The sequence below is a fragment of the Novosphingobium endophyticum genome, assembly GCF_014640675.1.
GTDB classification, from domain to species: Bacteria; Pseudomonadota; Alphaproteobacteria; order Sphingomonadales; family Sphingomonadaceae; genus Novosphingobium; species Novosphingobium endophyticum.
Genome location: NZ_BMHK01000023.1, coordinates 19542 through 45437, shown reverse-complemented (window position 1 = coordinate 45437; position 25896 = coordinate 19542). Strand labels below are relative to the sequence as shown.

27 protein-coding genes, 1 tRNA gene and 1 pseudogene are annotated in these 25896 nt (G+C 65.0%); 13 read left to right on the top strand and 16 right to left on the bottom strand.

Annotated features, from left to right (window positions below; genetic code table 11):
* Nucleotides 1–38 precede the first annotated feature (38 nt).
* From IEX32_RS15020 to IEX32_RS14985, 8 genes are all read right to left on the bottom strand, one after another.
* Nucleotides 39–515: a hypothetical protein gene (locus tag IEX32_RS15020; protein ID WP_188772365.1), complete on the bottom strand. Its 477-nt coding sequence runs from the start codon at nt 513–515 to the stop codon at nt 39–41.
* A gap of 680 nt (nt 516–1195) precedes the next feature.
* The gene (locus IEX32_RS15015; RefSeq protein WP_188772364.1) at nt 1196–1594 is read right to left on the bottom strand and encodes a Na+/H+ antiporter subunit G; all 399 of its coding nucleotides are present in this window, start codon (nt 1592–1594) and stop codon (nt 1196–1198) included.
* 8 nt (nt 1595–1602) lie between these two features.
* Complete coding sequence (locus IEX32_RS15010; RefSeq protein WP_188772363.1) at nt 1603–1872, bottom strand: K+/H+ antiporter subunit F; 270 nt, start codon at nt 1870–1872, stop codon at nt 1603–1605.
* Nucleotides 1869–2357 carry a Na+/H+ antiporter subunit E gene (locus IEX32_RS15005; protein ID WP_188772362.1) on the bottom strand — a complete coding sequence of 163 codons (489 nt, stop codon included), beginning with the start codon at nt 2355–2357 and terminating at the stop codon, nt 1869–1871. The genes IEX32_RS15010 and IEX32_RS15005 overlap by 4 nt, the downstream gene beginning before the upstream one ends.
* Nucleotides 2354–3862, bottom strand: a complete 1509-nt coding sequence (locus tag IEX32_RS15000) for a monovalent cation/H+ antiporter subunit D (RefSeq protein WP_188772361.1) — start codon at nt 3860–3862, stop codon at nt 2354–2356. Before IEX32_RS15000 ends, IEX32_RS15005 begins: the two co-directional genes overlap by 4 nt.
* Nucleotides 3862–4230, bottom strand: a complete 369-nt coding sequence (locus IEX32_RS14995; RefSeq protein ID WP_188772360.1) for a Na+/H+ antiporter subunit C — start codon at nt 4228–4230, stop codon at nt 3862–3864. Before IEX32_RS14995 ends, IEX32_RS15000 begins: the two co-directional genes overlap by 1 nt.
* Complete coding sequence (locus IEX32_RS14990) at nt 4227–7082, bottom strand: monovalent cation/H+ antiporter subunit A (protein ID WP_229736394.1); 2856 nt, start codon at nt 7080–7082, stop codon at nt 4227–4229. Before IEX32_RS14990 ends, IEX32_RS14995 begins: the two co-directional genes overlap by 4 nt.
* Nucleotides 7083–7290: 208 nt before the next feature.
* Nucleotides 7291–8949, bottom strand: a complete 1659-nt coding sequence (locus IEX32_RS14985) for a cation:proton antiporter domain-containing protein (protein ID WP_188772359.1) — start codon at nt 8947–8949, stop codon at nt 7291–7293.
* Nucleotides 8950–9038: 89 nt separating this feature from the next.
* Here IEX32_RS14985 and IEX32_RS20945 point away from each other — a divergent pair, with 89 nt between their 5' ends.
* Nucleotides 9039–9152, top strand: coding sequence for a universal stress protein (locus IEX32_RS20945; protein WP_188772358.1), 114 nt, complete (start codon nt 9039–9041; stop codon nt 9150–9152).
* Nucleotides 9153–9314: 162 nt separating this feature from the next.
* Here the strand turns inward: IEX32_RS20945 and IEX32_RS14975 are convergent, their stop codons facing one another.
* The 6 genes and pseudogenes from IEX32_RS14975 to IEX32_RS14950 all read right to left on the bottom strand — a co-directional run bounded on the left by IEX32_RS14975 (nt 9315) and on the right by IEX32_RS14950 (nt 13196).
* A complete protein-coding gene (locus IEX32_RS14975; RefSeq protein ID WP_229736393.1) occupies nt 9315–10139 on the bottom strand; it encodes a universal stress protein in 825 nt (274 codons plus the stop codon).
* A gap of 248 nt (nt 10140–10387) precedes the next feature.
* Nucleotides 10388–10624: pseudogene (locus IEX32_RS20720) on the bottom strand (integrase core domain-containing protein); the annotation flags it as partial.
* 64 nt (nt 10625–10688) lie between these two features.
* Nucleotides 10689–11261: an SAM-dependent methyltransferase gene (locus IEX32_RS14965; RefSeq protein ID WP_188772356.1), complete on the bottom strand. Its 573-nt coding sequence runs from the start codon at nt 11259–11261 to the stop codon at nt 10689–10691.
* A 4-nt stretch (nt 11262–11265) separates the two neighbouring features.
* Entirely contained in the window at nt 11266–12588 is a 1323-nt protein-coding gene (locus IEX32_RS14960; RefSeq protein WP_188772355.1) for an APC family permease, read from the bottom strand.
* Between the two features lie 172 nt (nt 12589–12760).
* Complete coding sequence (locus tag IEX32_RS14955) at nt 12761–12868, bottom strand: entericidin A/B family lipoprotein (RefSeq protein ID WP_229736395.1); 108 nt, start codon at nt 12866–12868, stop codon at nt 12761–12763.
* Nucleotides 12869–13019: 151 nt separating this feature from the next.
* The gene (locus IEX32_RS14950) at nt 13020–13196 is read right to left on the bottom strand and encodes a DUF1328 domain-containing protein (protein ID WP_188772353.1); all 177 of its coding nucleotides are present in this window, start codon (nt 13194–13196) and stop codon (nt 13020–13022) included.
* A 477-nt stretch (nt 13197–13673) separates the two neighbouring features.
* Between IEX32_RS14950 and IEX32_RS14945 the strand changes: the two genes are divergently transcribed.
* The gene (locus tag IEX32_RS14945; RefSeq protein WP_188772352.1) at nt 13674–14348 is read left to right on the top strand and encodes a TIGR02117 family protein; all 675 of its coding nucleotides are present in this window, start codon (nt 13674–13676) and stop codon (nt 14346–14348) included.
* Between the two features lie 278 nt (nt 14349–14626).
* Here IEX32_RS14945 and IEX32_RS14940 read toward each other — a convergent pair.
* Nucleotides 14627–14700, bottom strand: a tRNA-Gln gene (locus IEX32_RS14940).
* A gap of 141 nt (nt 14701–14841) precedes the next feature.
* Between IEX32_RS14940 and IEX32_RS14935 the strand changes: the two genes are divergently transcribed.
* Together IEX32_RS14935 and IEX32_RS14930 are read left to right on the top strand one after the other, a co-directional pair.
* Complete coding sequence (locus tag IEX32_RS14935) at nt 14842–16185, top strand: Ppx/GppA phosphatase family protein (RefSeq protein WP_188772351.1); 1344 nt, start codon at nt 14842–14844, stop codon at nt 16183–16185.
* Nucleotides 16182–16847, top strand: coding sequence for an RlmE family RNA methyltransferase (locus IEX32_RS14930; protein ID WP_188772350.1), 666 nt, complete (start codon nt 16182–16184; stop codon nt 16845–16847). Before IEX32_RS14935 ends, IEX32_RS14930 begins: the two co-directional genes overlap by 4 nt.
* Before the next feature lie 85 nt (nt 16848–16932).
* Here IEX32_RS14930 and IEX32_RS14925 read toward each other — a convergent pair whose 3' ends face one another.
* Nucleotides 16933–17577 carry a c-type cytochrome gene (locus IEX32_RS14925; RefSeq protein WP_188772349.1) on the bottom strand — a complete coding sequence of 215 codons (645 nt, stop codon included), beginning with the start codon at nt 17575–17577 and terminating at the stop codon, nt 16933–16935.
* Nucleotides 17578–17696: 119 nt separating this feature from the next.
* Between IEX32_RS14925 and IEX32_RS14920 the strand changes: the two genes are divergently transcribed.
* From IEX32_RS14920 to IEX32_RS14880, 9 genes are all read left to right on the top strand, one after another.
* Nucleotides 17697–18590 (top strand): prephenate dehydratase, encoded by an 894-nt coding sequence (locus tag IEX32_RS14920; RefSeq protein ID WP_188772348.1) that lies wholly within the window; start codon nt 17697–17699, stop codon nt 18588–18590.
* A gap of 97 nt (nt 18591–18687) precedes the next feature.
* Nucleotides 18688–19353, top strand: coding sequence for a hypothetical protein (locus tag IEX32_RS14915; protein ID WP_229736392.1), 666 nt, complete (start codon nt 18688–18690; stop codon nt 19351–19353).
* On the top strand, nt 19350–20672 hold the full coding sequence (locus IEX32_RS14910) for a DUF4350 domain-containing protein (protein ID WP_188772346.1): 1323 nt from the start codon (nt 19350–19352) through the stop codon (nt 20670–20672). Before IEX32_RS14915 ends, IEX32_RS14910 begins: the two co-directional genes overlap by 4 nt.
* Nucleotides 20669–21643, top strand: a complete 975-nt coding sequence (locus tag IEX32_RS14905; RefSeq protein WP_188772345.1) for an AAA family ATPase — start codon at nt 20669–20671, stop codon at nt 21641–21643. Before IEX32_RS14910 ends, IEX32_RS14905 begins: the two co-directional genes overlap by 4 nt.
* 3 nt (nt 21644–21646) lie before the next feature.
* Nucleotides 21647–22975 carry a DUF58 domain-containing protein gene (locus IEX32_RS14900; protein ID WP_188772344.1) on the top strand — a complete coding sequence of 443 codons (1329 nt, stop codon included), beginning with the start codon at nt 21647–21649 and terminating at the stop codon, nt 22973–22975.
* Nucleotides 22972–24009 (top strand): stage II sporulation protein M, encoded by a 1038-nt coding sequence (locus IEX32_RS14895; protein WP_188772343.1) that lies wholly within the window; start codon nt 22972–22974, stop codon nt 24007–24009. The genes IEX32_RS14900 and IEX32_RS14895 overlap by 4 nt, the downstream gene beginning before the upstream one ends.
* Nucleotides 24006–24914: an RDD family protein gene (locus tag IEX32_RS14890; protein WP_188772342.1), complete on the top strand. Its 909-nt coding sequence runs from the start codon at nt 24006–24008 to the stop codon at nt 24912–24914. Before IEX32_RS14895 ends, IEX32_RS14890 begins: the two co-directional genes overlap by 4 nt.
* On the top strand, nt 24911–25378 hold the full coding sequence (locus tag IEX32_RS14885; RefSeq protein WP_188772341.1) for a GNAT family N-acetyltransferase: 468 nt from the start codon (nt 24911–24913) through the stop codon (nt 25376–25378). The genes IEX32_RS14890 and IEX32_RS14885 overlap by 4 nt, the downstream gene beginning before the upstream one ends.
* A 1-nt stretch (nt 25379) precedes the next feature.
* The gene (locus tag IEX32_RS14880) at nt 25380–25895 is read left to right on the top strand and encodes a GNAT family N-acetyltransferase (RefSeq protein ID WP_188772340.1); all 516 of its coding nucleotides are present in this window, start codon (nt 25380–25382) and stop codon (nt 25893–25895) included.
* Nucleotide 25896: the final 1 nt, after the last annotated feature.

Below are 25896 nucleotides of genomic sequence, written 5' to 3'. Positions count from 1 at the left end.
GCACTCAGGCGCGGGTACTATACCGGCCAGCGCGGCGGTCAGTCGCGCCAGCGGCGCCGATCCCTGCGCCAGTCCCGCCGGTCGTGCCGCCAGTCGCGGCGGTCACGTCGCCAGTCCCGCCGCGAATCCCGTCGCCAATCGCGGTCGCGCCGCCAGTCGCGCCGATCGTGGCGCCAGCGGTCTTTCCGGTAGGAATCGTAGTAGCGGTGGTAATAGCGATCGCGGTAGTAGCGGTTCGGATAACCGTCGTAATAGTAATAGTAGCCCGGACGTCCGCGTACGGTCACATAGCGGCGCGAGTGGTAATAGCGACGGTCGTAGTAGCGATCGTCGTCGCGGTCCGCGATGGCCGCGCCGATCGCGAGGCCGATGATCCCGGCGCCAATGGCGATCGCCGCATCGTCGTTCCGGCCGCGGTCATGCGCCTGGGCGGGGGCGGCGACCAGCAGCGCCGAGGCCGCGAGCGCCGTGCCGAGGCCCAGCCGTGCCGCGATGGATTTCAACCCGATCTTCATATGCGTCTCCCTTCGAATGGCCTACCGGGTGACGGCGGTTTCGGTGGGCACGTTGGAAGGCGAACATCGCAGAAAGGGACTGAACCCTCACTGAATTCGTATCAACATGTAACATGGCGGCCGAAGCGAGCGACCGCGCGGGGGCCACGGTCCGTTGCGCCTTTGCGATATTCCGCGGGGGCCCGGCAGGGCATCGGCATTGAAACCGGCAGGCATACGTCCATCGCCGTCGGACTTGCGATTGGCGTCGTTATCGGTCTCGCGATCGACAATATCATCGCCGGTATCGGCATTGGCATCGCGATGGCCTTGGCCATGTCGATTTCAAAGGCGCGATCCCGGCAACGCGGCGATCGGCGGCACAAGCGCGACTGAAGGGGAGGATGGATGCCCCGCGAGGATTAGACCAAGGTGCACCGGTGCTTTCCGTAGTATGCTAAGACCCCAGTAAATCGAAGATTTAACATCCCGATCCCCGCAATGGTGGCGGAGATGGCTCTTGCTCACAAATTCGGGACCGTTGCCGAACAGGCTTACCTGCGCAGCGACCTGCGCGACCTGTGCCGCACACTCATGGAGGCAAGGGGGCGCGCCCGGCGCGCATCAAGGCTCCGCAGGTCGGGAGGGGCGTCGTCGTTGCATAGAACCTCGTTGGATCCGGGTCCTGGATCCCGTTTTGTTCACTCAGGCTTTGCAGCTTCTGTGGAGCCGAACGTCGCCCATTCTGCGTCCGGATGCGGAGGGCGGGGCAACGGGACTTCGTATTTCGCCACCGCATCGCCGTAAACATGGCGCCCATGGATGCAGGCCTTGGCGATCATGTTGGCCGATATCGGTGCCGTGATGAACAGAAACAACGTGATCAGCAGCTCGTGCGCGGACCACGACATTCCGTGGCTCGGGAAATAGAGCATCGAGGCGATCAGGCACCCGCCGACGCCAAGTGTCGTTGCCTTGGTCGGGCCGTGCAGGCGGCTCATCAGTGCGGGCAGGCGCGCCAGCCCCCAACTGCCGATCAGCGCGAAAGCGCCGCCCAGCACGATCAGGAAGGCGATGACGAAATCGAGGATTGCAGCCATTGTGCCCCCTATTCCACAATGTCGCCGCGCAGCAGGAACTTGGCATAGGCCACCGTCCCTACAAAGCCGACCATCGCCAGGAGCAGAGCCGCCTCGAAATAGACGGTCGTGCCTTCCCTGATGCCGAAAAGGATGATGAGGGCGATGGCATTGATGACCATCGTGTCCAACGCCAGGATGCGGTCCGGCGCGGTCGGCCCCCGCAGCAGCCGATAGAGATTGAGGACCACGGCGAGCGCGATGCAGGTCAGGGCGATCGTCAGCGCTACATCGATCATCGGAAAATCTCCATCAGCCGCCTTTCATAACGCGCCTTGATCCGCGCGACCTCAGCCTCCGGGTCGCTCGTGTCGAGTGCGTGGACCAGAAGATGACGTCCGTCGGTCGAGATATCGGCAGATACCGTGCCGGGCGTCAGGCTGATCGTCCCGGCCAGCACGGTGAACGCCTCGGCCGACTGGAGGTCCAGCGGGATGCTGAGCCAGCAGGACCGCAGGTCGCGGTTGCGGCAAAACAGGATGAGCCGTGCAACCTGGAAATTGGCGACGATGATGTCGCCGATCACCAGCAGCCCATAGGCGATCAGCGGCCAGCCATATCGTACCGGCGGACGCTCCGGCCAGAACGGTGCGGTGAACAGCGGCACCAGCGTCCCGAAAAAGAGGCCGAGCAGGAAGCCGCCGACGCTCAATTCGTTGAGCACCAACATCCACATGACCACCAGCAGCAGGGTCAGTCCGGGGTGGGGAAACAGGCGTCTCATCTTCCAGCCCCTCCCTGCTCCGGTCCCAACACTGACCGGACATAGCCCGTAGCGTCGAAAACCTGCGCGCTCGTGGCCTCCATATAGGCGGTGGCGGGGCCGGCACCCGCGGTCAGCGCCGCGAGCAGGATCAGCAGGAAGGCAGCGGGCAACGCTTCCAGGGCGCGCGGGGCCGGGCGGTCGGCCGCGATCGCTGGATTGGCGTCTTCTTTCCAGAACAGCGTGCTGCCGGCGCGAGCAAGGCCGATCAGGCCCAGCAGGCTGGTCCCCAGCACAAAAGCCCAGATCGCGACCATGTATGCAGAAGGAATCGCGGCCTGCAGGATCAGCAACTTGCCGACGAAGCCGGATAGTGGCGGCAATCCGACCAGCGCCACGGCGGCAGCCAGAAACTGGAAGCCGAGCCACCCCTGCCCCTTGTAATGCGGCGTCGGCACGATGGCCCCGCCTTCCACGCCGCGCCACCGGATGATCAGGTCGACCGTCAGGAACAGCAGGGCGGCCGTAAGCGTCGTGTGCGGCAGGTAATAGAGCGCCGCCGCCATGGCGTGCCCGTCGAACAGCGCGATGGCGGTGAGCAGCGTCGCGGTCGAGCCGATGAGGCCGAAAGCGGCCATATCCGCAAGCCCGCGCGCGGCGAGCAGGCCGAAGAACCCGAGCAGCATCGTACCAAGCGCCGACGGCAGCAGGAACGTGCCCGCCGCATCGCCGAAGATCAGGGGCATCGTGCGGATGATGGCATAGGCGCCTACCTTGGTCATGATCGCGAACAGCGTGGCGACCGCGGGCGCTGTCGCCGCGTAGGTGCGCGGCAGCCAAAGATGCAGCGGCAGCAGCGCCGCCTTCAGGGCAAAGACCACCGCCAGCAGCAGGCCTCCGGCTCGCAGAAGTCCCTGGTCGCCTTCCGGCAGCGCCCCCGCGCGCACCGCCATGTCGGCCATGTTGAGCGTGCCGGTAACCCCGTACAGCAGGCCGAGCGCGATCAGGAAAAGCGTCGACCCGAGCAGGTTGACGATCACATACTGGATTCCGGCGCTCAGCCGCTGCGCGCCCTGTCCGTGCAGCATCAGGCCATATGAAGCGATCAGCAGCACTTCAAAGAAGACGAAGAGGTTGAAGAGGTCGCCGGTCAGAAAGGCGCCGTTGATTCCAAGCAACTGGAATTGCAGCAGCGGGTGGAAGTGCCACCCCTTGCGATCAAGGCCCGTCAGCGCGGCGTGAACCGCGACCGCAAACCCCAGCAGCGCGGTCAGCAGCAGCATCAGCGCCGACAGCCGATCGAGCACCAGCACGATGCCGAAGGGGGCGGGCCAGTCCCCCAACGCATAGGCGATCGCCCCACCCGACGCGGCTTGCGCCATCAGCACGATCGCGAGCGCAATCAGTCCCATCATCGACGCGATGGAGATGATCGCGCCGATCCAGCGGTAGCGGAGCCAGAACAGCAAGCTCGCGGTTCCGGCAAAGGCGGGCAGCAGCAATGGGGCCGCGATCAGCGCGTCCATCATGACCGCGCCTTCGGGTCGGGGCGGGGCGGGTCGGCCTCCAGGATGCCATCGACCTGGTCGGTGCCCGTTTCCAGGAAATTGCGCAGCGCCAGCACCACGGCGAGGGCTGTCATGCCGAACGAGATGACGATGGCCGTCAGCACCAGCGCCTGCGGCAGCGGATCGGTGTATTCAACCAGGTCCTTTTCATAGAGCGGAGGCCGGTTCACGATCAGGCGACCGATAGCGAAGAGGAAGAGGTTGATCGCGTAGGAGAGCATGACAAGGCCCAGCACCACGGGAAAGGTGCGCCCGCGCAGGCAAAGATAGATGCCGGCCATGGTCAGGACGCCGATTGCCGAGGCGACCAGGAATTCGATGCTCATGCCTGGGCCTGTCGCAGCTTCGCGGGATCGATGTCCATAGGGCCTTCGTCTGCGCCCCCGTCGTCCTTCTCTGCCCGCAGGGCGACATTACTGAGTTCGGCGAGCGCGAGCATCACCGCGCCGATCACCGTCATCGCGACGCCGACGTCGAACATCATGGCGGTCGCCAGTTCGAACGAGCCGATCAGCGGCAGGGAAAAATAGCCGAAGGAACTGGTGAACAGCGGTGCCCCGAAGAAAAGCGATCCGAGCCCGGTCAGCGCGGCGATGATGACGCCGAGACCAATCAGCAGGTGCTCGTCGATCCGGCGTCGCTGGTCGGCCCACTCGAATCCCGAGGCCATATATTGCATCAGCATCGCGATCGAGACGACGAGGCCGGCGATGAAGCCGCCACCGGGCATGTTGTGCCCACGCAAAAAGATATAGAGGCCGATCATCGTCGCCAGCGGCAGCAACAGCCTTGCGGCCACCGCGAACATCATCGGGTGGCGCTCCGGTGATCGCGGCAGGTCCGCGATCCATTCGCGCAGCCTTTGGCCAGAAACGCCTCGTGTCGCCGGCTGCAGCAATGCGAAGATGGTGAGCGCCGCGATGCCGAGGACGGTGATCTCCCCGAACGTATCGAAGGCGCGGAAATCAACGAGCGTCACGTTGACGACATTGGTTCCGCCGCCATGGGCATAGGAGTTGGCCCAGTGATAGGCGGAAATAGGGTTGTTGGGCGCCCGCGTCATCACCGCCCAGGCGGCCAGGCCGGTCGCCGTTCCGCCCGCCAGCCCGATCAGGCCGTCGCGTAGCCTCCTGCCGTCGCTCGACACCCGCTCCGGCTTCTTGGGGAGCAGGTTAAGCGCGAGCAGCAACAGCAGGATCGTCACAATCTCGACCGAAATCTGCGTCAGCGCCAGATCGGGCGCCGACAGGTAGATGAAGGCCAGTGATACGATAAGGCCAATCACGCTGATGTAGATCAGGGTCAGGAAGCGCTGCCTTTGTCCTTTCACCACCGCGCCGGCCGCCGCAAGCAACAGAAGCCAGGCGATGATCGCGACCGGCGGCGCGGGGATGGTCGCGCGCGTGCCCGGCGCATAGCCGCCGGTCCACACGCCCGCTGCGCCGAGGCCGATCGCGACGATGAACAGCAGGCCAAGCTGCCGTTGCAGCGAGCCGTTGTGGATCGTCGTCGTGACCATGTGCGCCAGGCCGACCAGCCATGCGACGCCCGCTTCGAACAGGCGCTTGGCGTCGGGCAGGCGTATCGTGTCCCAACCGCGCTGGAGCAAGCCATGCCGCCACAGCATCACGGTGCCGATAGCTACGGCCACGATGCTCATGCCGAGCGCCGGGGTCGGTCCATGCCAAAGGGCCGGCTTGAATACGGGCGCGGTTCCGCCGGTCGCCGCCGCGGCGGCCGGTGCGACGAGATCGGTCGTCAGCGCCTGTGGGAACAGGCCGACCAGCACGGTGAGCACGACCAGCAGGGCGGATGGGGCCCACAGGCCGAAGGACGGGTCATGCGGACTTGCCGGATAGGACGGGCGGCGCTGCCCGAGATAGAGGTGGAAGATGTAGCGCAGTGAATAGGCGACCGAGAGCGCCGCGCCGATCACCACCAGCAGCGGCACCAGCCAGTGCTGTCCGGCCCAGACGACATGCGCCGTCTCCTCCAGCATCATCTCCTTCGACAGGAAACCGCCCAGCGGCGGCAGGCCCGCCATCGAGGCCGCGGCAACGATCCCCAGTGTCGCGGTCACCGGCATCAGACCCGCAAGACCGCCCAGCAGACGGATGTCGCGCGTCCCCGCCTCATGGTCGACGATGCCGGCGTTCATGAACAGCGCGGCCTTGAAAAGGGCATGGTTCAGCAGATGGAAGACGCCCACCATCGCCGCTGCCGGCGTGCCGAAGCCAAACAGCATGGTGAGCAGGCCGAGATGGCTGACCGTCGAATAGGCGAGGATCGCTTTCAGGTCATGACGGAACAAAGCGATGGCCGCACCCAGCACCATGGTGACCAGCCCGGTGGTCGATACCAGATAAAACCACAGCTCGGTCCCCGCCAGCACCGGCCAGAAGCGGGCGAGCAGGAACACGCCTGCCTTCACCATGGTTGCGGAATGGAGATAGGCGCTGACCGGCGTCGGCGCGGCCATCGCGTGCGGCAGCCAGAAGTGGAAGGGAAACTGCGCCGACTTGGTAAAGCAGCCGATCAGGATCAGCACAAGAGCGGCCGGATAGAGCGCGGAAGCGCGGATCGTGTCCCCGCTTGCCAATATGTCGGCCAGTTCGAACGATCCGGCGATCCTGCCCAGCAGGAGAAGTCCCGCGATCAGGGCGAGCCCGCCGCCTCCCGTCACCGCCAGCGCCATGCGCGCGCCTTGCCGGCCCTCTGGCTTGTCGTTGCGAAAGCCGATCAGCAGGAAGGACGACAGGCTCGTCAGTTCCCAGAAGATAAGCAGGAGCAGGACGTTGCCGGACAGCGCTATGCCCAACATCGCGCCCTGGAACAGCAGGAGCAGCGCCAGGAAGCGGCCGATGGCTTCTTCGGCGGGAAGATAGAACCGCGAGTAGATGACGATCAGCAGGCCGATGCCGAGAATGAGGGCCGCGAACAGCCAGGCCAGCGCATCGACGCGCAAGCTGAGATCCAGCCCCAGCGCAGGCACCCAGGCGGCCCGGAACTGTGCGACCTCTCCGGCCAGCACCGCGGGCGCCAGCATGGCGAGGAGTACCAGCCCCGCCACCGCTGGCGTGGAGGCGATCCCGGTCAGAATGTTACGATGCGCGCGACCTGCGATCGACGTCACCAGCGCGCCGATGAAGGGTAGCAACATGAGGAGGGCCAGATACAAAAGTTTCTCCCTGCGCGATGCCGACGAAGAGCGTCGCGAGTGCGTTTGTTTGCTGACGCGGAGAGTCTGTTTTCGCTTTCCTCCACCGGGGAAGCAAGATCAAACGGCCAACCGCCCACGACTGAGTAGCCCAGACAGTTCGGGATTACGGCAAGCGACGGCGCCTCACTGGAAGTTTGCGTCCGGGATACGGCACCGTGATCACGTTTCAGCCCTTTGCTGGCCGTAACGGCGTGATACGGCGGTTTTCGGCTGCAAGGCTCAGCATGCGAACGGCAATCTCGCGCTCTCCCAAGACGATGTCGGGTAGGCCCAGGCGCTCGAGATGCTCGACCTCGGCGTGGGAATGGGCACGCGCGATGACCCGGAGATGGGGGTTGAGATCGCGGGCGTGCTGGAAAATGGCCCCTGCCTCAAATCCCTCCGGAATGGCGAGCAGCAGCGTGCCGGCTTCTCCGATTCCTGCCGCCTCCAAGGTTCGCGGATCGAGCGCGTTACCCGGCAGGACGTCGAGCCCATCCGCCTCAGCTTGCCGCGCCATGTCCATCTGGTCCTCGATAATGATGAATGGCCTGCCGCGACCGCGCAGTTCTTTCGCAATGAGGCGGCCGACCCGGCCGTAACCGATCAGGATCACATGGCCCCTGGCCTCGGTCGGCTGCGGGGTCTCATCCTCCACGGGTGCTTCTTCCAGTCGACTTACGATCAGCGAAAAAATGAAGGGGTTGGCGAAGATTGAAATGATTGCGCCCGCAAGGATCAAATCACGGCCGGCAGCCGGCAACATGCCAAGTTGCGTGCCCAGCGCAGCGAGAATGAACGAGAACTCGCCAATCTGCGCAAGACTGGCCGCCACCGTCAGCGCCTTCATTCCTGAATGGCCGAACGCTCGAACGATCAGATAGGCGGCGATGGATTTGCCCAGAAGAATGATTGCGACGGTCGCCAAAAGGGGCAGTGGCTGTTCAATCACAACCATCGGATCGAACAGCATTCCCACCGAGACGAAGAACAGGACCGCGAACGCATCGCGAAGCGGCAGCGTCTCCTCGGTTGCGCGGCGGCTGAGCGGGGTTTCGCCCAGGATCATGCCCGCGAAGAAGGCGCCGAGCGCGAAAGAGACGTCGAACACAAAGGCCGCGCCGAACGCTACCCCCAGAGCTATCGCGAGCACGGCCAGCCGGAACAGTTCGCGCGATCCGGTGTGGGCCACCCAATGGAGCGCGGCCGGAATCACACGGCGTCCCACCAGCAGCATGAGGACCATGAAGCCCGCGACCTTGAAGAAGGTGCCGGCGAGCGGCGCAACAAGCGACGACACGCCGCCGCCTTCGGTCGTGCCATTCACAATGTTCGCAATTGCGGGCAGCAGGACCAGCGCCAGGACCATCGCGAGGTCTTCGACAATCAGCCAGCCAACCGCGATCCGTCCGCGTTCAGTCTGTACAAGATTGCGGGCCTGGAGTGCGCGGAGAAGGACCACGGTACTCGCTACCGACAGGGCCAGGCCGAAAACGAAGCCGGCGAGGATGCCCCATCCGAGGAACCATGCCAGCCCCATTCCCATCAGGGTGGCAACCCCGATCTGCACGAGCGCGCCGGGTATGGCGATGTTTCGGACCGACAGGAGATCCCGCAGCGAAAAATGCAGGCCGACGCCGAACATGAGCAGGATGACGCCGATTTCGGCCAATTGATTCGCGAGGCCGGTATCGGCAACGAAGCCCGGCGTGAAAGGACCGACGATGACGCCCGCCAGGAGGTAACCCGCGATCGGCGAAACCTTGAGACGATGGGCGAGCGCCCCCATCAGGAAGGCGACCACCAGGCCAGCTACGATAGTGGCTATAAGCGGTGAGTGGTGCATCCGTTTTCCAATGCGTCGCGCGGTCCGCATAGGACCGCTGCTGCCAACGCCGCCCGTGGCGCTGGCACGAACCGGCCGCCTCAACCTAGATGATCAACGCCATCACGCACAAGCTTGGCGCAGATCTCGTCGTGCTCTGCACCCACGGTCGTAGCGGCTTTTCCAAAGCAGTCTTCGGAAGCATGGTGGAGGCTGTCCTTTGATGTGTGACATCCGACACGATGGTTGTGCGGAAGCCCACAGGAGGCTGAATAGTCGCCTGAGCGCAGGAGCAGTGCGCTTTGTTCCGGGGAACACTTTGTAACCAAGATCCCGCGCGCCTGCGGAGCGTCGTTGATGTCCCGCTACCGTCGACCTTTTGACGGTCAATGCGAGATGAAGATTGCAAGCTCGGGCGAATCAAGGATGGACCGTGTCACGCCGCCAAGGACAAATTCGCGGGCTCGTGAGTGTCCAAAGGCTCCCATGACAAGCAGGTCGCGGCGATCTTGAATGCAGTAGTTCTGGAGTGTCGCTGCCGCGTCCTTGCCTTCAACCGGTACGTCCACCGCCGCTGCATCGATGCCGTGAAGCTTCAGATTGCGGATCGCGTCGGACGAAGTCGCGGCCCTTGAAAGATCCTTTTCGCCCGTGATTTGAACAAGCGTCACGGAATCTGCCCGACGCAACAGCGGCACGGAGTCGGATAGCGCTCGCGTGGCAACGCTACTGCCGTCCCAGGCAACCGCGATCCTCTCGAACTTCACCTCGGTCGCCTTGGGCAGCAAGAGGACAGGACGGCCGCTTTCAAAAACGAGTCCCTCCGCGACCGGGATCGCCTCGGCATGTCCATAGACAGGTACGACGGAGAGATCATGGGTTCTTGCCCGCACCGCGAGCCGCCAATGGGTGACCATGCCGGGACAATCGATCACGATGCATTCGCCAAGCAGATTTTCCGGAATTGTTGATTTAAATGAGTTTGCCAATGTCTCTGCATTCGCAGCGCTCTTCTTATTCTCGCCGGCGATCATGCCGTCGATGCTCAAAAGCTTGTTCGCCAGCCAATTGGACCTCGGAGGAATGTGCACCTGGCAAACGCCTAGTGAGGCTTTGGCTTCCAGGCGTCTCGCCAATTCTGCGACCTTGTCCAGCGCCCAGTTGGGGGTAGGCTCGGGATAGGTACTGGCTTGCAACAGAATGTCGCGCACTTTTGAATCTCCTTCGGATATTTGAATCCTTTCGCTGGATTTGTCTCCATATATCGTTTGTTGCGCGTCGTTAATCGCGGAGGGCGGCATTGTCTGACTTCGTCCAGGACAAGAGCCAGGAGACGCAGGCGGCCGGGAGAGGTGTCAGCCGGAAAGGAGTAGTATAATAGGATAATCGGCGCGGCGTGAGACAGAAGTTCTGGTGTTTCGCGCATTGGCCGGTGACCTGCCCCCCGGCGGTCCCTCGATCATAACGAGAGTCTTGCGGTTGAATATTCCGGCACGCTCGCCTGCACAAGCGCGTCGGGCGTGATGCTTTCGTCCTGCACGAACGTCCGACGCGCTTGTGCAGGCGTTCGGTTCCCCAGCGATGAGTGGGGCCGAACATTGTTGTAATCGTAGCGCCAGATGGCCAACTTCCGCCGGGCATCGGCCAGGCTGTCGAACAGTTCCTCATTGAGCAGCTCATCGCGCAGGGATCCGTTGACTACCGCGCCATGATCAATCTTGCAGCGCTCAAAATCGCACTCCGATAAATGTCCACAGGCCTTAATCCACGCCTGGAATGAAATTCTGGCGCACCGTCCATTTGTAGATCTTCGCTCCGTCGATCGTCTGGGTGGCCTCCGGTTCCCAATCTCCCATCGAGAAGGCATGGCTGACGACCCGCGTACCGGTTTCGAGGTCTTGTAGGAGCTTGGACCGCAGCTTCATGTTCAGCGTATCGAGGAGGTAGAGCGTCACCACACTGGCTTCGCCGATGTCGGCGGTGAAGAGGTCTTCCTGCCTGAAGGTCACCAGATGCTCCACCCCTGCCTCGCGGGCGTTTCGGCGAGCCTCGGAAATCCGCTCGGGATCGATGTCGATCCCGACCCCGCGTGTGCCGTATATCTTGGCGGCCGTGATCGGAATGCGGCCATCCCCGGAACCGAGATCGTAAAGAACATCGTTTGCGCCCACTTTGGCAAGCTCGAGCATGGCCTCGACCACGGGCTGCGGTGTCGGTACGTAATGGATGTCCGGTTCGCGAGTCATCTCCTCCACATCGGAGCGCGCGCCGGTTTCCGCGCAGCCGCCAAGCGCAAGACCAACCGCCAGCGATGCCGTTGCCAAGGCTTTCATCGCGTTATCTCCTTTTTCTCGAGTCCAGGAAGGGAAGGAGCAGCGCTCCCGTCCCGACGACCGCCAGGCCCAACAGCGCGCTCGCGCCAGTGTGCATGAGACTCGAATATAGAAGGTAGGCATTGGTTGCACAGAATAGCGCAGGCAGAAGCGGATACCACGGTGTCCGAAACGGCCGCTCGATGTCCGGGTGTCGGTGCCGAAGCAGGATCTGCGCGAAACCGACAAGAAGCAGGAAGCCCCAGAACACGGGCGCGGTAAATTCGACGAGCAGGCCGAACTCATCACGGCCTGATGCCGCGGCCAGCACCAGCAGCAGCGCAATGCCGCCCTGTGCGATCAGCGCGTTCCCCGGCGTTCGGCGCTGGCCGTCCCATCGGCCAAGCCAGCGAAGGCGCGGCATCGCCTGCCCCAGGGCATAGGCGGTGCGCGCCCCGGTGATGGCGGTGGCATTCGCCGAGGTCAGCGCCGCAACCGCCACCAGCAGGCTTATCAGCACCGCGCCGGGCCGACCGAAGGTTCCGCCCATCAGCTCAGTAGCAACGGCATCTGAGCCGGCAATGCCGCCGAGGCCGAGCGCGCGAAGATAGGCCCAGTTCACGAGCAGGTAGAGAGCCGTGACGATAACGAGGCTTGCGATCATCACTGCGGCAATTCGCTGCCGGCTCCCTCGCAGTTCGGCGGAAACGTAGACGATTTCGCTCCAGCCGCCAAAAGTGAGCAGGACAAAGACCAGCACGAGACCGAGCGACCCCTCCGATGGGATTGCCGTTTCTGAAACGGCTTCTGGCGCGAAGACGAACCCAGCGACGATCACAAGGGAGAGCCCGACGATTTCCAGGCCGGTGAGCCAGAGTTGGGTGCTCGCCCCGGCCTGAACCCCGAGCCAGTTCAGGCCGGTGAGGGCAACGACCAATGCTGCGGCACAGATGGGAGCGGCGCCGTCGCCGAGTGGCCAGAGCGCGGTAAGGTAGTCGGCGAATATATACGCCAGAAGTGCGAGAGAGCCTGTCTGGATAACCGTTAGCCGTGCCCAGCCGTATAGGAAGGCGAGCCGGTGTCCATATGCTCGTTCCAGGTAGTGGTAATCACCGCCCGCATGCGGATAGGTGGAGGCGAGCTCCGCATAGCACAGGGCGCCAACGATCGAGATAAGGCCCCCGATCAGCCAGACACCGAGGAATTCGGCGTCGCCAGGCGAGTTGGCCGCCACCAGCGCTGGCGTACGGAATATGCCTGCGCCGACGACGACCCCCACGCAAAGCGCGATCGCGTGGCGCGCCTCGAGGACAGGCGCGGGTTCGGACTGGGTCGTCCGCGCGCTCAACTTCGGCCTCCTGGATGGAGGATAACTGTCGAAAGACGGGCGACACTTTCGGCCGGACCATCAGGCACTGAGGATCTGCATTTTGGGGCGAACCTGCCGATCCACCGTTGGATTGGAAGTGGTCGACTGCGCTGCCGATTGCACTCGTCGAGCACGCGCGGGCCGAGCCTACCTAAATAGCATCCTCTCCTGCCTTTCCGACCGATTCTATGTCTTCGCCTACCCCCTGCACGGTATTGCAAGCAGTGCCTGCGAGCATGAAAAGCCCCGCTGTAATCATCGCGAACAGTTTGCACATTGTCGACATTCGCCTAACCTCCTTGAGTTGACTCCCAGCTTGCCGCTTCTACGCACATCGATCGGAAAGGGGTGCCCGATCAGGAACAGCACCTGAGCGAACGTGCCGGTTGCATAACCGGGCCGGGCTCCCATCAATCGATTATCTTCTTCGCCGCCTTCCATCCGAGCACGAAGAAGATGATGGTTCCGATCAAAGCGATGACGAAGATGATCAAGGCGATATCGGCAAGTGCGCCGGCTAGCCCGCCAAAACCGAGGATGGCCGCTATGAGGGCGATTACTGCGAGCGTGAATGCCCATCCATACACATTGAAGCTCCTGCGTTAGAGGGGCGAAACCGGAGTTCGGCACCTCCGGGGCGGCTCGTTCGACATACCGTCTCGAACCGCTCATCCATTCAAACACTGTGAACAGGTTATCGTTCCCCCGGGACGCGAACTGATCCGGAAGCGTTTCCCCAAGCGTTGCCGACGTTTGCTGATCTCAGCGATGCCCCGCCGCGCAAACAGAGGCCGGACACATGAATGATCCTGACCAGGAAGGCATCAGTCCGCCAAAAGGCAGGGCGCGAACAGCGATACGAGGGTCGGTTCCGAGAGAGAAAGGTGCCGAGGGGCAATGACTGGTATCAACATGCTTGCAGGTTCGGGGAGTCCCGAACCGGCTCCCGGTTTTGCTTCTCGGTTCATCCGTTGTAGCGTTTCTCCATGGATCCTTCGAGCATGGCACGGAGCAGACACCTCGCGAAGGCAGCCAGATCTGCAGGCCGCGGATTGGCTCGCATATTGGCGGCGATTCTGTGCCTGGTGCTGGCGTATCTGGCAGCGGCACTGGCCGGATCGCTGCTGCCCGCTAATGGCGACTGGGAGGAGCCGGATCACGGAGTTCGGATCTTCGTTTATACCGGTGCCGTCCATACAGGCGTTCTCGTTCCTGCCATGAACGGCATTCAGGATTGGCGACATCTGGTCAAGGCAGAGCATTTTGTGGACCCGCGCTACGCCGCGTCCAGCCATCTCCTTTTCGGTTGGGGGGAGCGCGATTTCTACCTCGACACCCCTACATGGGCCGAAACGGATCCGCTGACGGTTTTGAAGGCCCTGTTCTATGGCCGGCGCACATTGCTTCACGTCGATTACATCCATAGCCCGAAGCCAGGGCCGAACCTGCGCCCGCTTGTCATCAGCGAGGAACAATACAGGCAGTTGTCACGGCAGATTGAAAGCCAGTTCCAGCTCGACAGGAACGGTCGGCCGCAGCCGATCGAGGGTTATGGGCCTGCCGACGTGTTCTACGAATCGACCGGGCACTACAATTTCGTCCGAACCTGCAACGAATGGACGGGAGAGCAACTGCGCAAGATCGGTGTCGAAATCGGGCAATGGACTCCGTTCAGTCAAAGCGTGATGATCTGGTTCAGCGAAAGGGGCGCGGGCCGCGAGGCGCAATTATCAAATTGACTTTGATACCCTCACCCAGTTCGCCCTGCCCTTCCCGGCAGAATTAGAGCGGCGTGGCGTGCGTTCCAACCCAAGCTTCCGCTCAACTGGGCGCCCAACGGGTCGGAACCGGCGGTGTCGCGATCCTTGTCCTGCTTTCGCTTCCGCCCGAGCATGGCGCCGATATAGCCATCCCGAGCGAAGAGTTGCTCGGCCGTGGCAATGTGGGGGCGTTTTCGGGGAAAGCTCGCATCACCAGATCATAAGCGACTGGTATAGCGTCATTTTTATTTGGAAATTGGATGCCCCGCGAGGATTCGAACCTCGATAGACGGAATCAGAATCCGTAGTCTTACCATTAGACGACGGGGCAATGAGAGGCGCCCTCTAGTAGTCGTTGCGATTCGGGTCAAGACGGCTTGGGGGCAGCTCTCTTGCCCCTTTCGTCGCGGCAGGTTAGCATCGGGGTCAGGTGCCCGCCAGCCGGCGGGAAGATATGAACGAGATTTGAGAAATGGCGGAGCACAATCCGCCGGCCGCGAAAGTCAAGGTGTCGAGCCGCCGAAGCAGGCGGCGCAAGGGACGAACGGGCAGGTCACGCTCGCACGTCGCCGGCACGGCCGAGGGGGAGGCGTGCCGCAAGGACGCCAGTCCCCCCGTGACGGGAGCAGCGCCGCGCGAGACGACGAACGATAACGGAAAAGCGGGGCAACAGTCCGCGGCGGATCAGTCGGGCCCCGAAGCATCGGAACCCCGGCCGGGCGCGACGCGTGGGCTCGGATATCGCAAGTCCTACGCGGCGATCGACCTGGGCACGAATAACTGCCGGCTGCTGATCGCCCGCCCGTCGGGCGAAAACTTCACGGTGATCGATGCCTTCAGCCGCGTGGTCCGCCTCGGGGAAGGGCTGGCGCAATCCGGGCGGCTCTCCGATGACGCGATGGAGCGCACGCTGGCGGCGCTGCACGTCTGCGCGGAAAAGCTGAGGCGGCGCAACGTGTTGCTCGCGCGTTCCGTTGCGACAGAGGCCTGCCGCCGCGCCGCGAACGGATCGGAATTCATCGAACGCGTGCGGGAGGAAACGGGAATCGCGCTCGACATCATCAGCGCGCGCGAAGAGGCGCGGCTGGCCGTGCTGGGGTGTCACGTCCTGCTGGAGGATGGCCCGGGGCCGGCAATGATCTTCGACATCGGCGGCGGCTCGACCGAGCTGGTTCTGATCGAGAGCACCGATACCGTGCCGCGTATCCTTGACTGGCAGAGCGTGCCCTGGGGGGTCGTTTCGCTCAGTGAAAGTTGCGGCTCGGAAGGCGAAGGCCAGGCGGAGCGGCTGGAGCGTTACCGGCATATGCGGCGGCTCGTCTCCGACAGCTTTTCCGCGTTTTCCGCGCGGATCGCGCCCGCCCGCCAGGCTGCCGCGGGCCATGGCGCGCCGCGCCTGCTGGGTACGAGCGGCACGGTCACCACGCTGGCGAGCCTGCATCTCGAACTTCCGCAATACGACCGCCGTATGGTCGATGGTCTGATCGTCCCCGCTGAATCGATGCGCGAGATCAGCACGCGGCTTTCCGCGATGTCGATCGAGGAACGGCGCGAACTGAACTGTATCGGGCGCGAGCGCGCCGACCTTGTCGTCGCGGGCTGCGCGATTCTCGAGGCGATTCTCGATCTCTGGCCGGCGGCGCGGCTGGGCGTGGCCGATCGCGGCATTCGCGAAGGAATCCTGCGCAGCCTGATCGCCTCGCATCGCCCTGGAGACGGCTGCGCCGGCGGCGTTCCGCGCGGCGATGTGCCGGCACGCTCGGCCTGCGTGCCTCGGCATGGCGATGTCGCGCAGCCCGTGGGCCGCGGCCGATGAGCCGGTCCGGCCGCGATCCCGGGGAGAAGCTGCGCAGCGCGAAAAAGCGCTCGACCAGTTCGGCGCGCTGGTTGCAGCGCCAGCTCAACGACCCTTATGTGAAGAAGGCGAAGGCGGACGGCTATCGCAGCCGGGCCGCCTACAAGCTGATCGAGCTCGACGAGAGATTCTCGCTGTTCAAGGGCGTCACCCGCGCGGTCGACCTGGGGATCGCGCCGGGCGGGTGGAGCCAGGTGCTGCGGCTCAAATGCCCCGGGGCGAAAGTCGTAGGGATCGACCTGCTGCCGACTGACCCCATCGAAGGCGTTACCATCTTCGAGATGGACTTCATGGCCGACGAGGCTCCGGCGGCGCTCGAAGGGGCGCTGGACGGCCCTCCCGATCTGGTCCTTTCGGACATGGCCGCCAATACCGTCGGCCACAAGCAGACCGACCACCTGCGGACCATGGGCCTGGTGGAAACCGCGGCCGATTTCGCGATCCAGACGCTCGCGCCGGGCGGCATTTTCGTCGCCAAGGTCCTGGCGGGAGGGACCGATACGGAGCTGCTGGCCCTGCTCAAGCGCCACTTCTCGAGCGTCAAGCACGCCAAGCCTCCGGCAAGCCGCAAGGACTCCTCCGAGTGGTACGTGATCGCAAAGGGCTTCAAGGAACGGCACTGACCCCCACGGCAGACGAAAACGGCCCGCTGGCGTAATGCCTGCGGGCCGCGTCGCGCCGGCCTGTGCCGGCACCGGAAAGCGCGGATTACTCGGCCGGAGCCGTCTCGTCGGCGGCGGGAGCGGCCGCCGCGTCACCGGCGGCTTCGCCTTCCGCCGCAGCGGCGCCGTCATCACCCTCGGCGGGGGCCTCGTCGGCCGCAGGCGGCGCGGGCAGCGGCAGGTTCGAACCCTGTGCGTTGAGAAAGGCGAGGATGTTGGCGCGGTCTTCCGGCTTCGAAAGGCCGGCAAAGGTCATCTTGGTGCCGGGAGCAAAGGCCTTGGGGCTCTTCAGCCACTCGTCCATCTTCTCGAAGGTCCAGGTGCCGCCGACGCTCTTCAGCGCGTCGGAGAAAGCAAATCCGGCGACGCCCGTGCCGATGCCTTCGCCCATGACGCCATGCAGGTTCGGACCGATTCCGTTGGCTCCGCCAGCATTGATCGTGTGGCACGACTGGCACTTGGCGAAAGCCGCTTCGCCCTTTGCAACATCGGCGGTGGCGAGCAGGGTGGCGAGCGGAACGCCGCCGACGCCTTCGCCTTCCTCCGCGACGCCTTCGATCGCATAGCCCATCGTCTCCGGACGATGCGGCTTGTTGGCCTGGAAATAGTGCGAGCTGACGGTGTTCAGCCCAAGGCCAACGATGCCCGCGAACAGCGTCCAGCCTGCAATGGTGTTGAAACGATCATCCATTCGAGATTGCCCCGCCGGTGAATTTAGCGCTTTAAGTTGCGCTGCGCTCTAGTGTCGGGTGTGGCGGAGCGCAAGAGCCATTGCGGATATCGCGGTTGCGGCCTAATCGCGCTGACATCATGCACTCCTTTCCCGAACCCGCTCTCGCCCTGGTGGCCGAGATGGAGGCCGCGGCGGCGACGAATCCGTCGCGCGCCATGGCCCTGCAGGGCGCGCCCGGCTGCAACGGGCACCGCGCCGCGCTTGAATACGATCCCGGCTGCCTGCCGCTGCCGTGCTTTTCCTTTGAGGACGCGCTCGACGCGGTGAAGGAAAAGAAAGCCGAGCGGGCGATCATCCCGATCGAAAATTCGCAGCATGGCCGCGTGGCCGACATCCATTTCCTGCTGCCCGAGAGCGGCCTGTCGATCGTAGGCGAGCATTTCATGTCGATCCATCATGCCCTGATGGGACTGGGTGAGGGGCCGTTCACCGCCGCCTACAGCCATCCTCAGGCGCTGGGGCAATCCCGGCATTACCTGCGCGAGCGCGGGATCGTGCCGATGTCCTACGCCGATACCGCCGGTGCCGCCGCCTTCGTGCGCGAGCAGGGCGATCCCGCCGCCTGCGCGATCGCGCCGAAGCTTGCGGCCGAACTCTATGGTCTCAAGGTGATCGAGGAGAACGTCGAGGATGCGGCCGACAATACGACGCGCTTCGTCGTGCTGGCCAAGGAGCCGCTCGATCCGTTCCTGCTGCAGGGACAGCCGACGATGACGACGTTTATCTTCGAGGTGAAGAACGTGGCCGCGGCGCTCTACAAGGCGCTCGGCGGCTTCGCGACCAACGGCGTCAATATGACCAAGCTGGAAAGCTATCAGATCGGCGCGAGCTTCGCGGCGACCACGTTCTACGCCGACATCGAAGGCGCTCCGGGCGATCCGCGCGTTGACATGGCCCTTCAGGAGCTTGCCTTCCACTGCAAGTACGTGCGGCCGCTGGGGACTTACCGCCAGGCGCGTCCGCGCGGCTGAGGGGGATGCTGATCCTTCGGATTTACCGCAAGGATTACAAGACATTCATCGCGCCACCCGCTTGCGCGGGCCAGCGCGGCATGCCAATCAGGCCGGCGTGACGGTTGGTGGGGCTCAGATTGCGGGTGCAACTGCCGCCCGGGACGCTGCGAGCGACTGGGAGACCGTTCGCGCGGCCGCCGACATCCAGTACAAGCCGCTCCCGCCGGTCAAGGTCGAGATGCCGGCGGTGCCGGACTGGCTGCGCGTGCTCGGCAGGGCGCTGGAGGCGATATTCGAGCCTATCGGGCGGTTGCTCGGGATGTCCTGGCCGATATTCCAGTATGTGCTGATAGGGCTTGCGGCATTGCTGGTGCTTTTCGTGCTCTGGCGCCTGCTCGAGCCGCTGCTCGACAAGTGGCGCAACCGGGGCGAGGCGGCCGGGGCAGAAGTCTGGACTCCCAGCAGGGCCGATGCGGCTGCCCTGCTGGAGGATGCTGACCGGCTCGCGGCCGAAGGGCGTTTCGGCGAGGCGGTGCATCTCCTGCTCCGGCGCAGCGTCCGTCAGATAAGCGATGCCCGGCCCGACTGGCTGATTCCCGCAAACACCGCGCGGGAGATCGCGGTGCTGCCGATGCTGCCGGAGGGCGGACGCCGTGCTTTCGGGGCGATTGCCGAGCGCGTGGAGCGATGCCTTTTCGCGCTGCGCGATCTCGACGCCCGGGATTGGGCCGTTGCCCGTGCCGCCTACGCGGACTTCGCCCGCATCGAGCTGCGCGCGTGACCGCCGCCGCCATTCCCGCCGTCGCCATCCCCGTTGGCGCCAATCCCTTCTCGCGGCGGGCGGTGCTGGCGATCGTCCTGATCGGCGTCTTGCTGTTCGTGGCGCTGCTGTGGATGATCGGGACCGGCAACGGCATCGGCTCGACAAACGATGGCCAGGCCCACGCCGGGGGCAAGGGCCTCAACGGCTATGCGGCGATGGCCGATTACCTGGAGCGGCGCGGCTTCCCGGTGCGCAAGGCGAAGAACGAAGGCGCGCTCGACAAGCCGGGACTGCTGGTCCTGACCCCGCCGGCCCATGCCGATGGCGAGGCTATCGAGAAGATCGTCAGCGCGAGGCGCTATACCGGGGCGACCATGGTCATAACGCCGAAGTGGATGGCCGCGCCGCCCGCGCGCGAGCAGACCGGGGCGAAGAAGGGCTGGGTCCGCATTGTCGGAGCGATGGGACCGAACTGGCCGGGCTTTCTGGACGATGTCAGCGTCAGCATCGAGCCCGTGGGGAAGGAAGGGTCGCCGGCCCGCTGGCACGGCATGGGGCTGACCGGCACTCTGCCCGCACGCGAGCAGGTGCTTTCCGGCAAGGGCGATCGCCTGGCCCCGCTGGTCGCCGGGCCGGACGGGCGCATTCTGGCGGCGCTGCTTGACGATGGCGGGCATTATCCCATGCTCGAGGATCTGGCGGTCGAGCCGATGCAGACCGAGATCGAGGACGAGGATCTCTACCCGCTGATCATCGTTTTCGAGCCCGACCTGCTCGACAATTATGGCATGGCCAGCCTGGAAAGCGCGCGTCTGGCCGAGAAGCTGGTGCGCGCCAGCGGGATCGGGGCCGGGGAGCCTGTCATCTTCGACATGACGCTGAACGGTTTTGGCCAGACGGACAATCTGCTCACGCTGGCTTTCACGCCGCCGTTCCTGGCGGCGACCCTGTGCCTGCTGCTGGCGGCGCTGATCGTCGGTTGGCGCGCGTTCCTGCGCTTCGGCCCGCCGCTCGCGAGCGCACGCGCCATTGCTTTCGGAAAGCGCGCGCTGGTCGCCAACGCGGGAAGCTTCCTCCGGCGTAGCGGGCGTCTGCATCTGATGGCCGGCCCCTACAGCGACCGCGCGCGCGAACGGCTGGCGCGGGGGCTGGGGCTGCCGCGCCATCTCGATACGGCGCATGCCGAGGCCGCGATCGACCGCGCGCTCGCATCGCGCGATCCGGACGCCGAACCCTTTTCGATGATTGTCGCGCGCCTCCGGCAGGCGCGCAAACCCCACGATCTCCTGAAAGCCGCGCGCGATCTCCACGCGCTCGAAAGGATGCTTGCCCGATGACCCAATCCGATACCCTCAGCCTGACCGACGTCGCGACGCTCGCCGATGCCATACGCGGTGAGGTTGCCAAGGCCATCATCGGCCAGACCGGGACCGTCGAGCACCTGCTGATCGCGCTGATGGCGCGCGGGCATGTGCTGCTCGAAGGACCGCCGGGAACCGCAAAGACCTTCCTCGCGCAGTGCTTTGCGGCAACGCTCGGGCTCGATTTCGGGCGCATCCAGTTTACGCCCGACCTGATGCCGGGCGACATTCTCGGGTCCAACCTGTTCAACTTCCAGACCAGCCAGTTCACGCTGACTCACGGCCCGATCTTCTGCGACCTGCTGCTCGCCGACGAAATCAACCGCACTCCGCCCAAGACCCAGGCGGCTCTGTTGGAGGCCATGCAGGAACGCCGCGTCACGCTCGACGGTTCGGCGCACCCGCTGTCCGCGCAGTTCATGGTGGTCGCGACGCAGAACCCGATCGAGAGCCAGGGCGTCTATCCGCTGCCCGAGGCGCAGCTCGACCGGTTCCTGTTCAAGTTGCTGGTCGACTACCCCAGCATCGAGGAGGAGATGCGCATCGTTGGCCGCTACGGCGCGAATCGCGGGGCGCCGTCGCCGGCGGATCTCGGTATCGAAGCCGTGGCCTCGCCCCGGATGCTCGATGCCGCCGCGCGCGCAGTGGCGGCCGTGACGCTGGCCGAGAGCGTGACCGACTACGTCGTGCGGATTGTGCGCGCGACGCGGGAGAGCCCCGATCTGTCCTGCGGCGCCAGCCCGCGCGCGGCGGTATTGCTCGCCGGCGCCGCGCGCGCCCGCGCCGCGCTGGACGGGCGCGATTACGTCGTGCCCGACGACGTCAAGGCACTCGCCACCGCCGTGCTTCGCCACCGCCTGCTGCTGAGCCCGGCGGCGGAAATCGAGGGCAAGCAGGTCGAGGCGCTGGTCGCGCAGCTCGTGGAGCAGACGGAGGCGCCGCGCTGACTGATGGGCACCCGTCTATCCCCGATCGTTCCGACCACGCGCGCCGCTGTGCTGCTGGTGCTGGCGGCGCCGGCCGCGCTGGTGATCGGGGCGACGCGGCCGGACGCATGGGTCGCCGCGCCGCTGCTGGGGCTCGCCGTGCTGGCGCTCATATTCGTCGACGCGCTGCTGGCGGGGCGGCTGGATGATTTGCAGGTCGCCGTTCCGGGCGATGTCGAAGTGGGGGCGGAGGCGCGGTTCACCGCGCAGGCCGCGCTGGGGGCGGGATGGCCTTCGGGCGTGGAGATTGCCTTGGAATGCGATCCCCGACTTGTGCCGGGCGGACGCTGCACGTTCCGCCTGGAACGCGGCGAGGGCGAATGGCGCGCGGCCAGCCCGTTCCGCCCCTCGCGGCGCGGCACCGGGCGCGTCACGCGTGCCTGGTTGCGTTGGACCGGGCCGCTCGGCCTCGGCGCGCGGCAACTGGTCGGCGATCTTGGCGAAGAAGTGCGCGTCTGGCCGAACATCGCCGCCGTGCGTTCGCCGGCGCTGCAGACCTTCCTCAAGGACGCGCAATACGGTCTCATCGCCCGGCGCATCCGGGGGGAGGGCACGCAGTTCGAATCGCTTGCCGAGTACGAGCCGGGAATGGACCGCCGCCGCATCGACTGGAAAGCCTCGGCTCGCCACGCCCATCTCTATGCCAAGGAATACGAGACCGAGCGCAACAACCAGATCGTTTTCGCTTTCGATTGCGGCCAGGCGATGTGCGAGCCGATCGCGGGCATGCCCCGGCTCGACCGCGCGGTCTCGTCGGCGCTTGCCACGGCCTATGTCGCGCTCAAGGGCGGGGACCGGGTGGCATTGTTCGGCTTCGCCTCGCACCCCGAGGTATCGACGCCCTTCATCGCCGCGCCGCGTGATTTTCACCGCCTGCAACGCGCCGCCGCCGGGCTCGAATACCGCGCGGAGGAGCCCAATTTCACGCTGGCGCTGGCAACGCTGGCCAATCGTCTGCAGCGACGCTCGCTGATCGTGGTGTTCAGCGACTTTTCCGACCCGACCAGCGCCGAACTGATGATCGAGAGCATCGGCCGCCTCGTTTCGCGCCACGTCGTCCTCTTCGTGACGATGGAGGACGAGGAGCTGGAGCAAATCTCGGCCGAGCAACCCGGCGATCTCGAAACGCTGTCGATGGCGGTCTCCGCCGATCTCCTGCTGCGCCAGCGCGCGCTCGTCACTCGGCGCCTGCAGCAGATCGGCGTCGATGTGGTCGAGGCGCCGTTCGATCAGATCGGCACGCGCCTGCTCGACGCCTACCTCGCCATCAAGCGCACCGGAGCGATCGGATGACTGCCAGCTTCAGCGCCATAGAAAGCGCCGCGCTGCGTTCGGACCGGTTCCGCCTCGAACGCGAATCCGACTGGCAGCGGCTCGAAGCCATCGTCACGCGCATGGAGAAAGGGCGGCTCAGGCGCATTTCGGACGAGGACTTGCTGGCGCTTCCGGGGCTCTATCGCACGGTCGCCTCCAGCCTTTCCATCGCGCGGGAAACCTCGCTCGACGCGGCGACGCTGGCCTATCTCGAATCGCTGGTGCAGCGCGCGTGGTTCGTCGTCTACGGGCCGCGCACCAGCCTGTGGGAGTGGTTCCGCGGTTTCCTGGGCGGCGGCTGGAGCGCGGCGGTGCGGGCGATCTGGTTCGATATCCTCATTGCCCTTGCGGTGATGGTGGCGGGAACCGTGGTGGGCTGGCTGCTGGTCGCGAACGATCCCGAATGGTTCTACGCGCTCGTCCCCGGCGGAATGAGCGGCGAACGTGTGCCCGGCGCGACGGCGGAGGCGCTGCGATCGACCATTTTCGGCAATTCCGGGCAGAACGGCATGAGCGTCTTTGCCGCGCAGCTCTTCAGCAACAATGCGCAGGTTTCGATCCTCGCCTTCGCGCTGGGCTTTGCCCTGGGCGTGCCATCGCTGCTGCTGTTGGTGCACAACATGGCCTCGCTCGGCGCCATGTTGTGGCTTTTCCACGGCGCCGGGCTGGCGACGGACTTTGCGGGGTGGCTGGCGGTTCACGGCACCACTGAACTGTTTGCGATCCTGCTGGCCGGCGCCGCGGGCCTGCATATCGGGCGCTCGCTCGCCTTTCCGGGGCAAAAGCCGGTGCTGCAATCGACCGCCGAGGCCGGACGGCGCGCGGCGCTGGTGATGACGGGTGTCGTGCTGATGCTGATCGTCGCCGCCCTGCTCGAAGGCTTTGCCCGCCAGCTGGTCGACCAGACGCCGGGCAGGTTCGCGATCGGCGGTTTCATGCTGGCGGCCTGGCTTGCCTATTTCTTCGCGTTTCGCGGCAATCAGGGCCGCTCCGGCCGGGACCATGCCGGATGAGCGCGCTCCCGAATCGCCTGCGCCGTTCCTCGCGCGAGCGCATTCTCGTCACGCCGGAAGGAATTGCCGTTCCGGTAACGGTCGCCAGCCGGGGCGCGCGGGCCGGGGCGCTGATGCTCGACCTCACCTTCATCGTCCTGCTGATCGTCGGTACGACTCTCGCGCTCCTCTACATCGCCGGTGGCACCGCGGGGATGCTGCGCGAGGTCGACAGCAAGAGCGCGGCGGGCCACGCGTTGCAGTTTCTGGTGATCCTGTGGATCGTCATCATGTTCCTGTTCCGCAACGCCTACTTCCTGTTTTTCGAGCTGGGGCCGCGCGGTGCGACACCGGGCAAGCGCCTTGCCGGCATCCGCATCGCCGCGCGCGACGGCGGGCGGCTGACCGCGGAGATGGTGATCGCCCGCAACCTGCTGCGCGACATCGAACTGTTCCTGCCGATTGTGTTCATCGCCTCGGCGGGAGCGGACAGCGGCGCGGCATGGCTCGCGGCTACGGGCTGGTTCCTGATCTTCATGCTGTTTCCGATGTTCAACCGCGACGGGCTGCGCGCGGGCGACATCATCGCGGGAAGCTGGGTGCTCGAACGCCCGCGCCAGAAGCTCGAGGCGGCGATGTCGGTGGCGAACTTGGCGCAGCGGCCGGCCTACACGTTCGATGAAGCCGAACTGTCCGTCTACGGCGAATACGAGCTGCAGGCGCTCGAACGCGTCCTGCGCGACAAGCGGCCCGATTCCATCGAATCGGTCTATCAGACGATCGCCGCCAAGATCGGCCGCAGCGACGGCTGGAACGACGAGCGCGCTTTCCTGGAGGATTACTACACCCAGCTCCGCGCGCGGCTGGAAGCGGGCATGCGCATGGGCCGGCGCAAGGCCGACAAGTTTTCAGGAGACAGGCGATGATCGCGGACCTGAGGATCGTTCCGGACGACCTTGCCGGAGAGCAGGTGCTGGCGCTGCTGCAGTTGCACCTCGACGAGATGCACAAGTGGTCGCCGGCCTGCAAGGTCCACGCCATGCCGGCGGAGCGCCTTCGCGAAGACGACGTCAGCTTTTTCTCGGCGTGGGACGGTGAACGTCTCGCCGGCTGCGGCGCGATCAAGCACCTCGACGAGGGCCACGGCGAACTCAAGTCGATGCGCGCCGCGCCGGAGTATCGCGGCAAGGGCGTGGGCAAGGCGATCCTGCTCCACCTGCTCGCCGTGGCGCGCGAGCGCGGCTATTCGCGGGTGAGCCTCGAAACCGGGCGACCCCAGGCATTCGCGGACGCGCAGCGGCTCTATCGCGCGCACGGCTTCACCGAATGCCCGCCCTTCGGTGACTACGTTTCCGACGAATTCTCGATGTGCATGACCCGCGAGCTGTAGCATGGAACTGAGGACGGCCGCCCTGATCGATGCTCCGGCGCTCGCCGATCTGGGTGTTCGCAGTTTCGCGGAGAAGTTCGGCCACCTTTATCGGCCCGAGGATCTGGCGGCGTACCTCGGCGAATACCATAGCCCGGCGAGGGTCGCGCAGGAGGTCGCCGACCCCCGGATGCGGGTGATGCTGGCAGTCGATGGCGATCACCTGCTCGGCTTCTGCAAACTTGTGATGGACTGCGGCTGGCCTGAACATGCGCGCGGGCGCAAGGTGATCGAACTCAAGCAGCTCTACACCGATCCCGGCGCGACCGGACAGGGCATCGGCGCCCGGTTGATGGGCTGGGCGCTGGACGAGGCACGCGATCTCGGCGCGGACGAGGTCCAGCTTTCGGTCTGGAGCGGTAATTTCGGCGCGCAGAAATTCTACGCGCGCCACGGGTTCGGGAAGATCGCCGACATTCACTTCATGGTCGGGGCGCAGCGCGACGAGGAATGCCTTTTTGCCCGGCTGATGGCCTGAT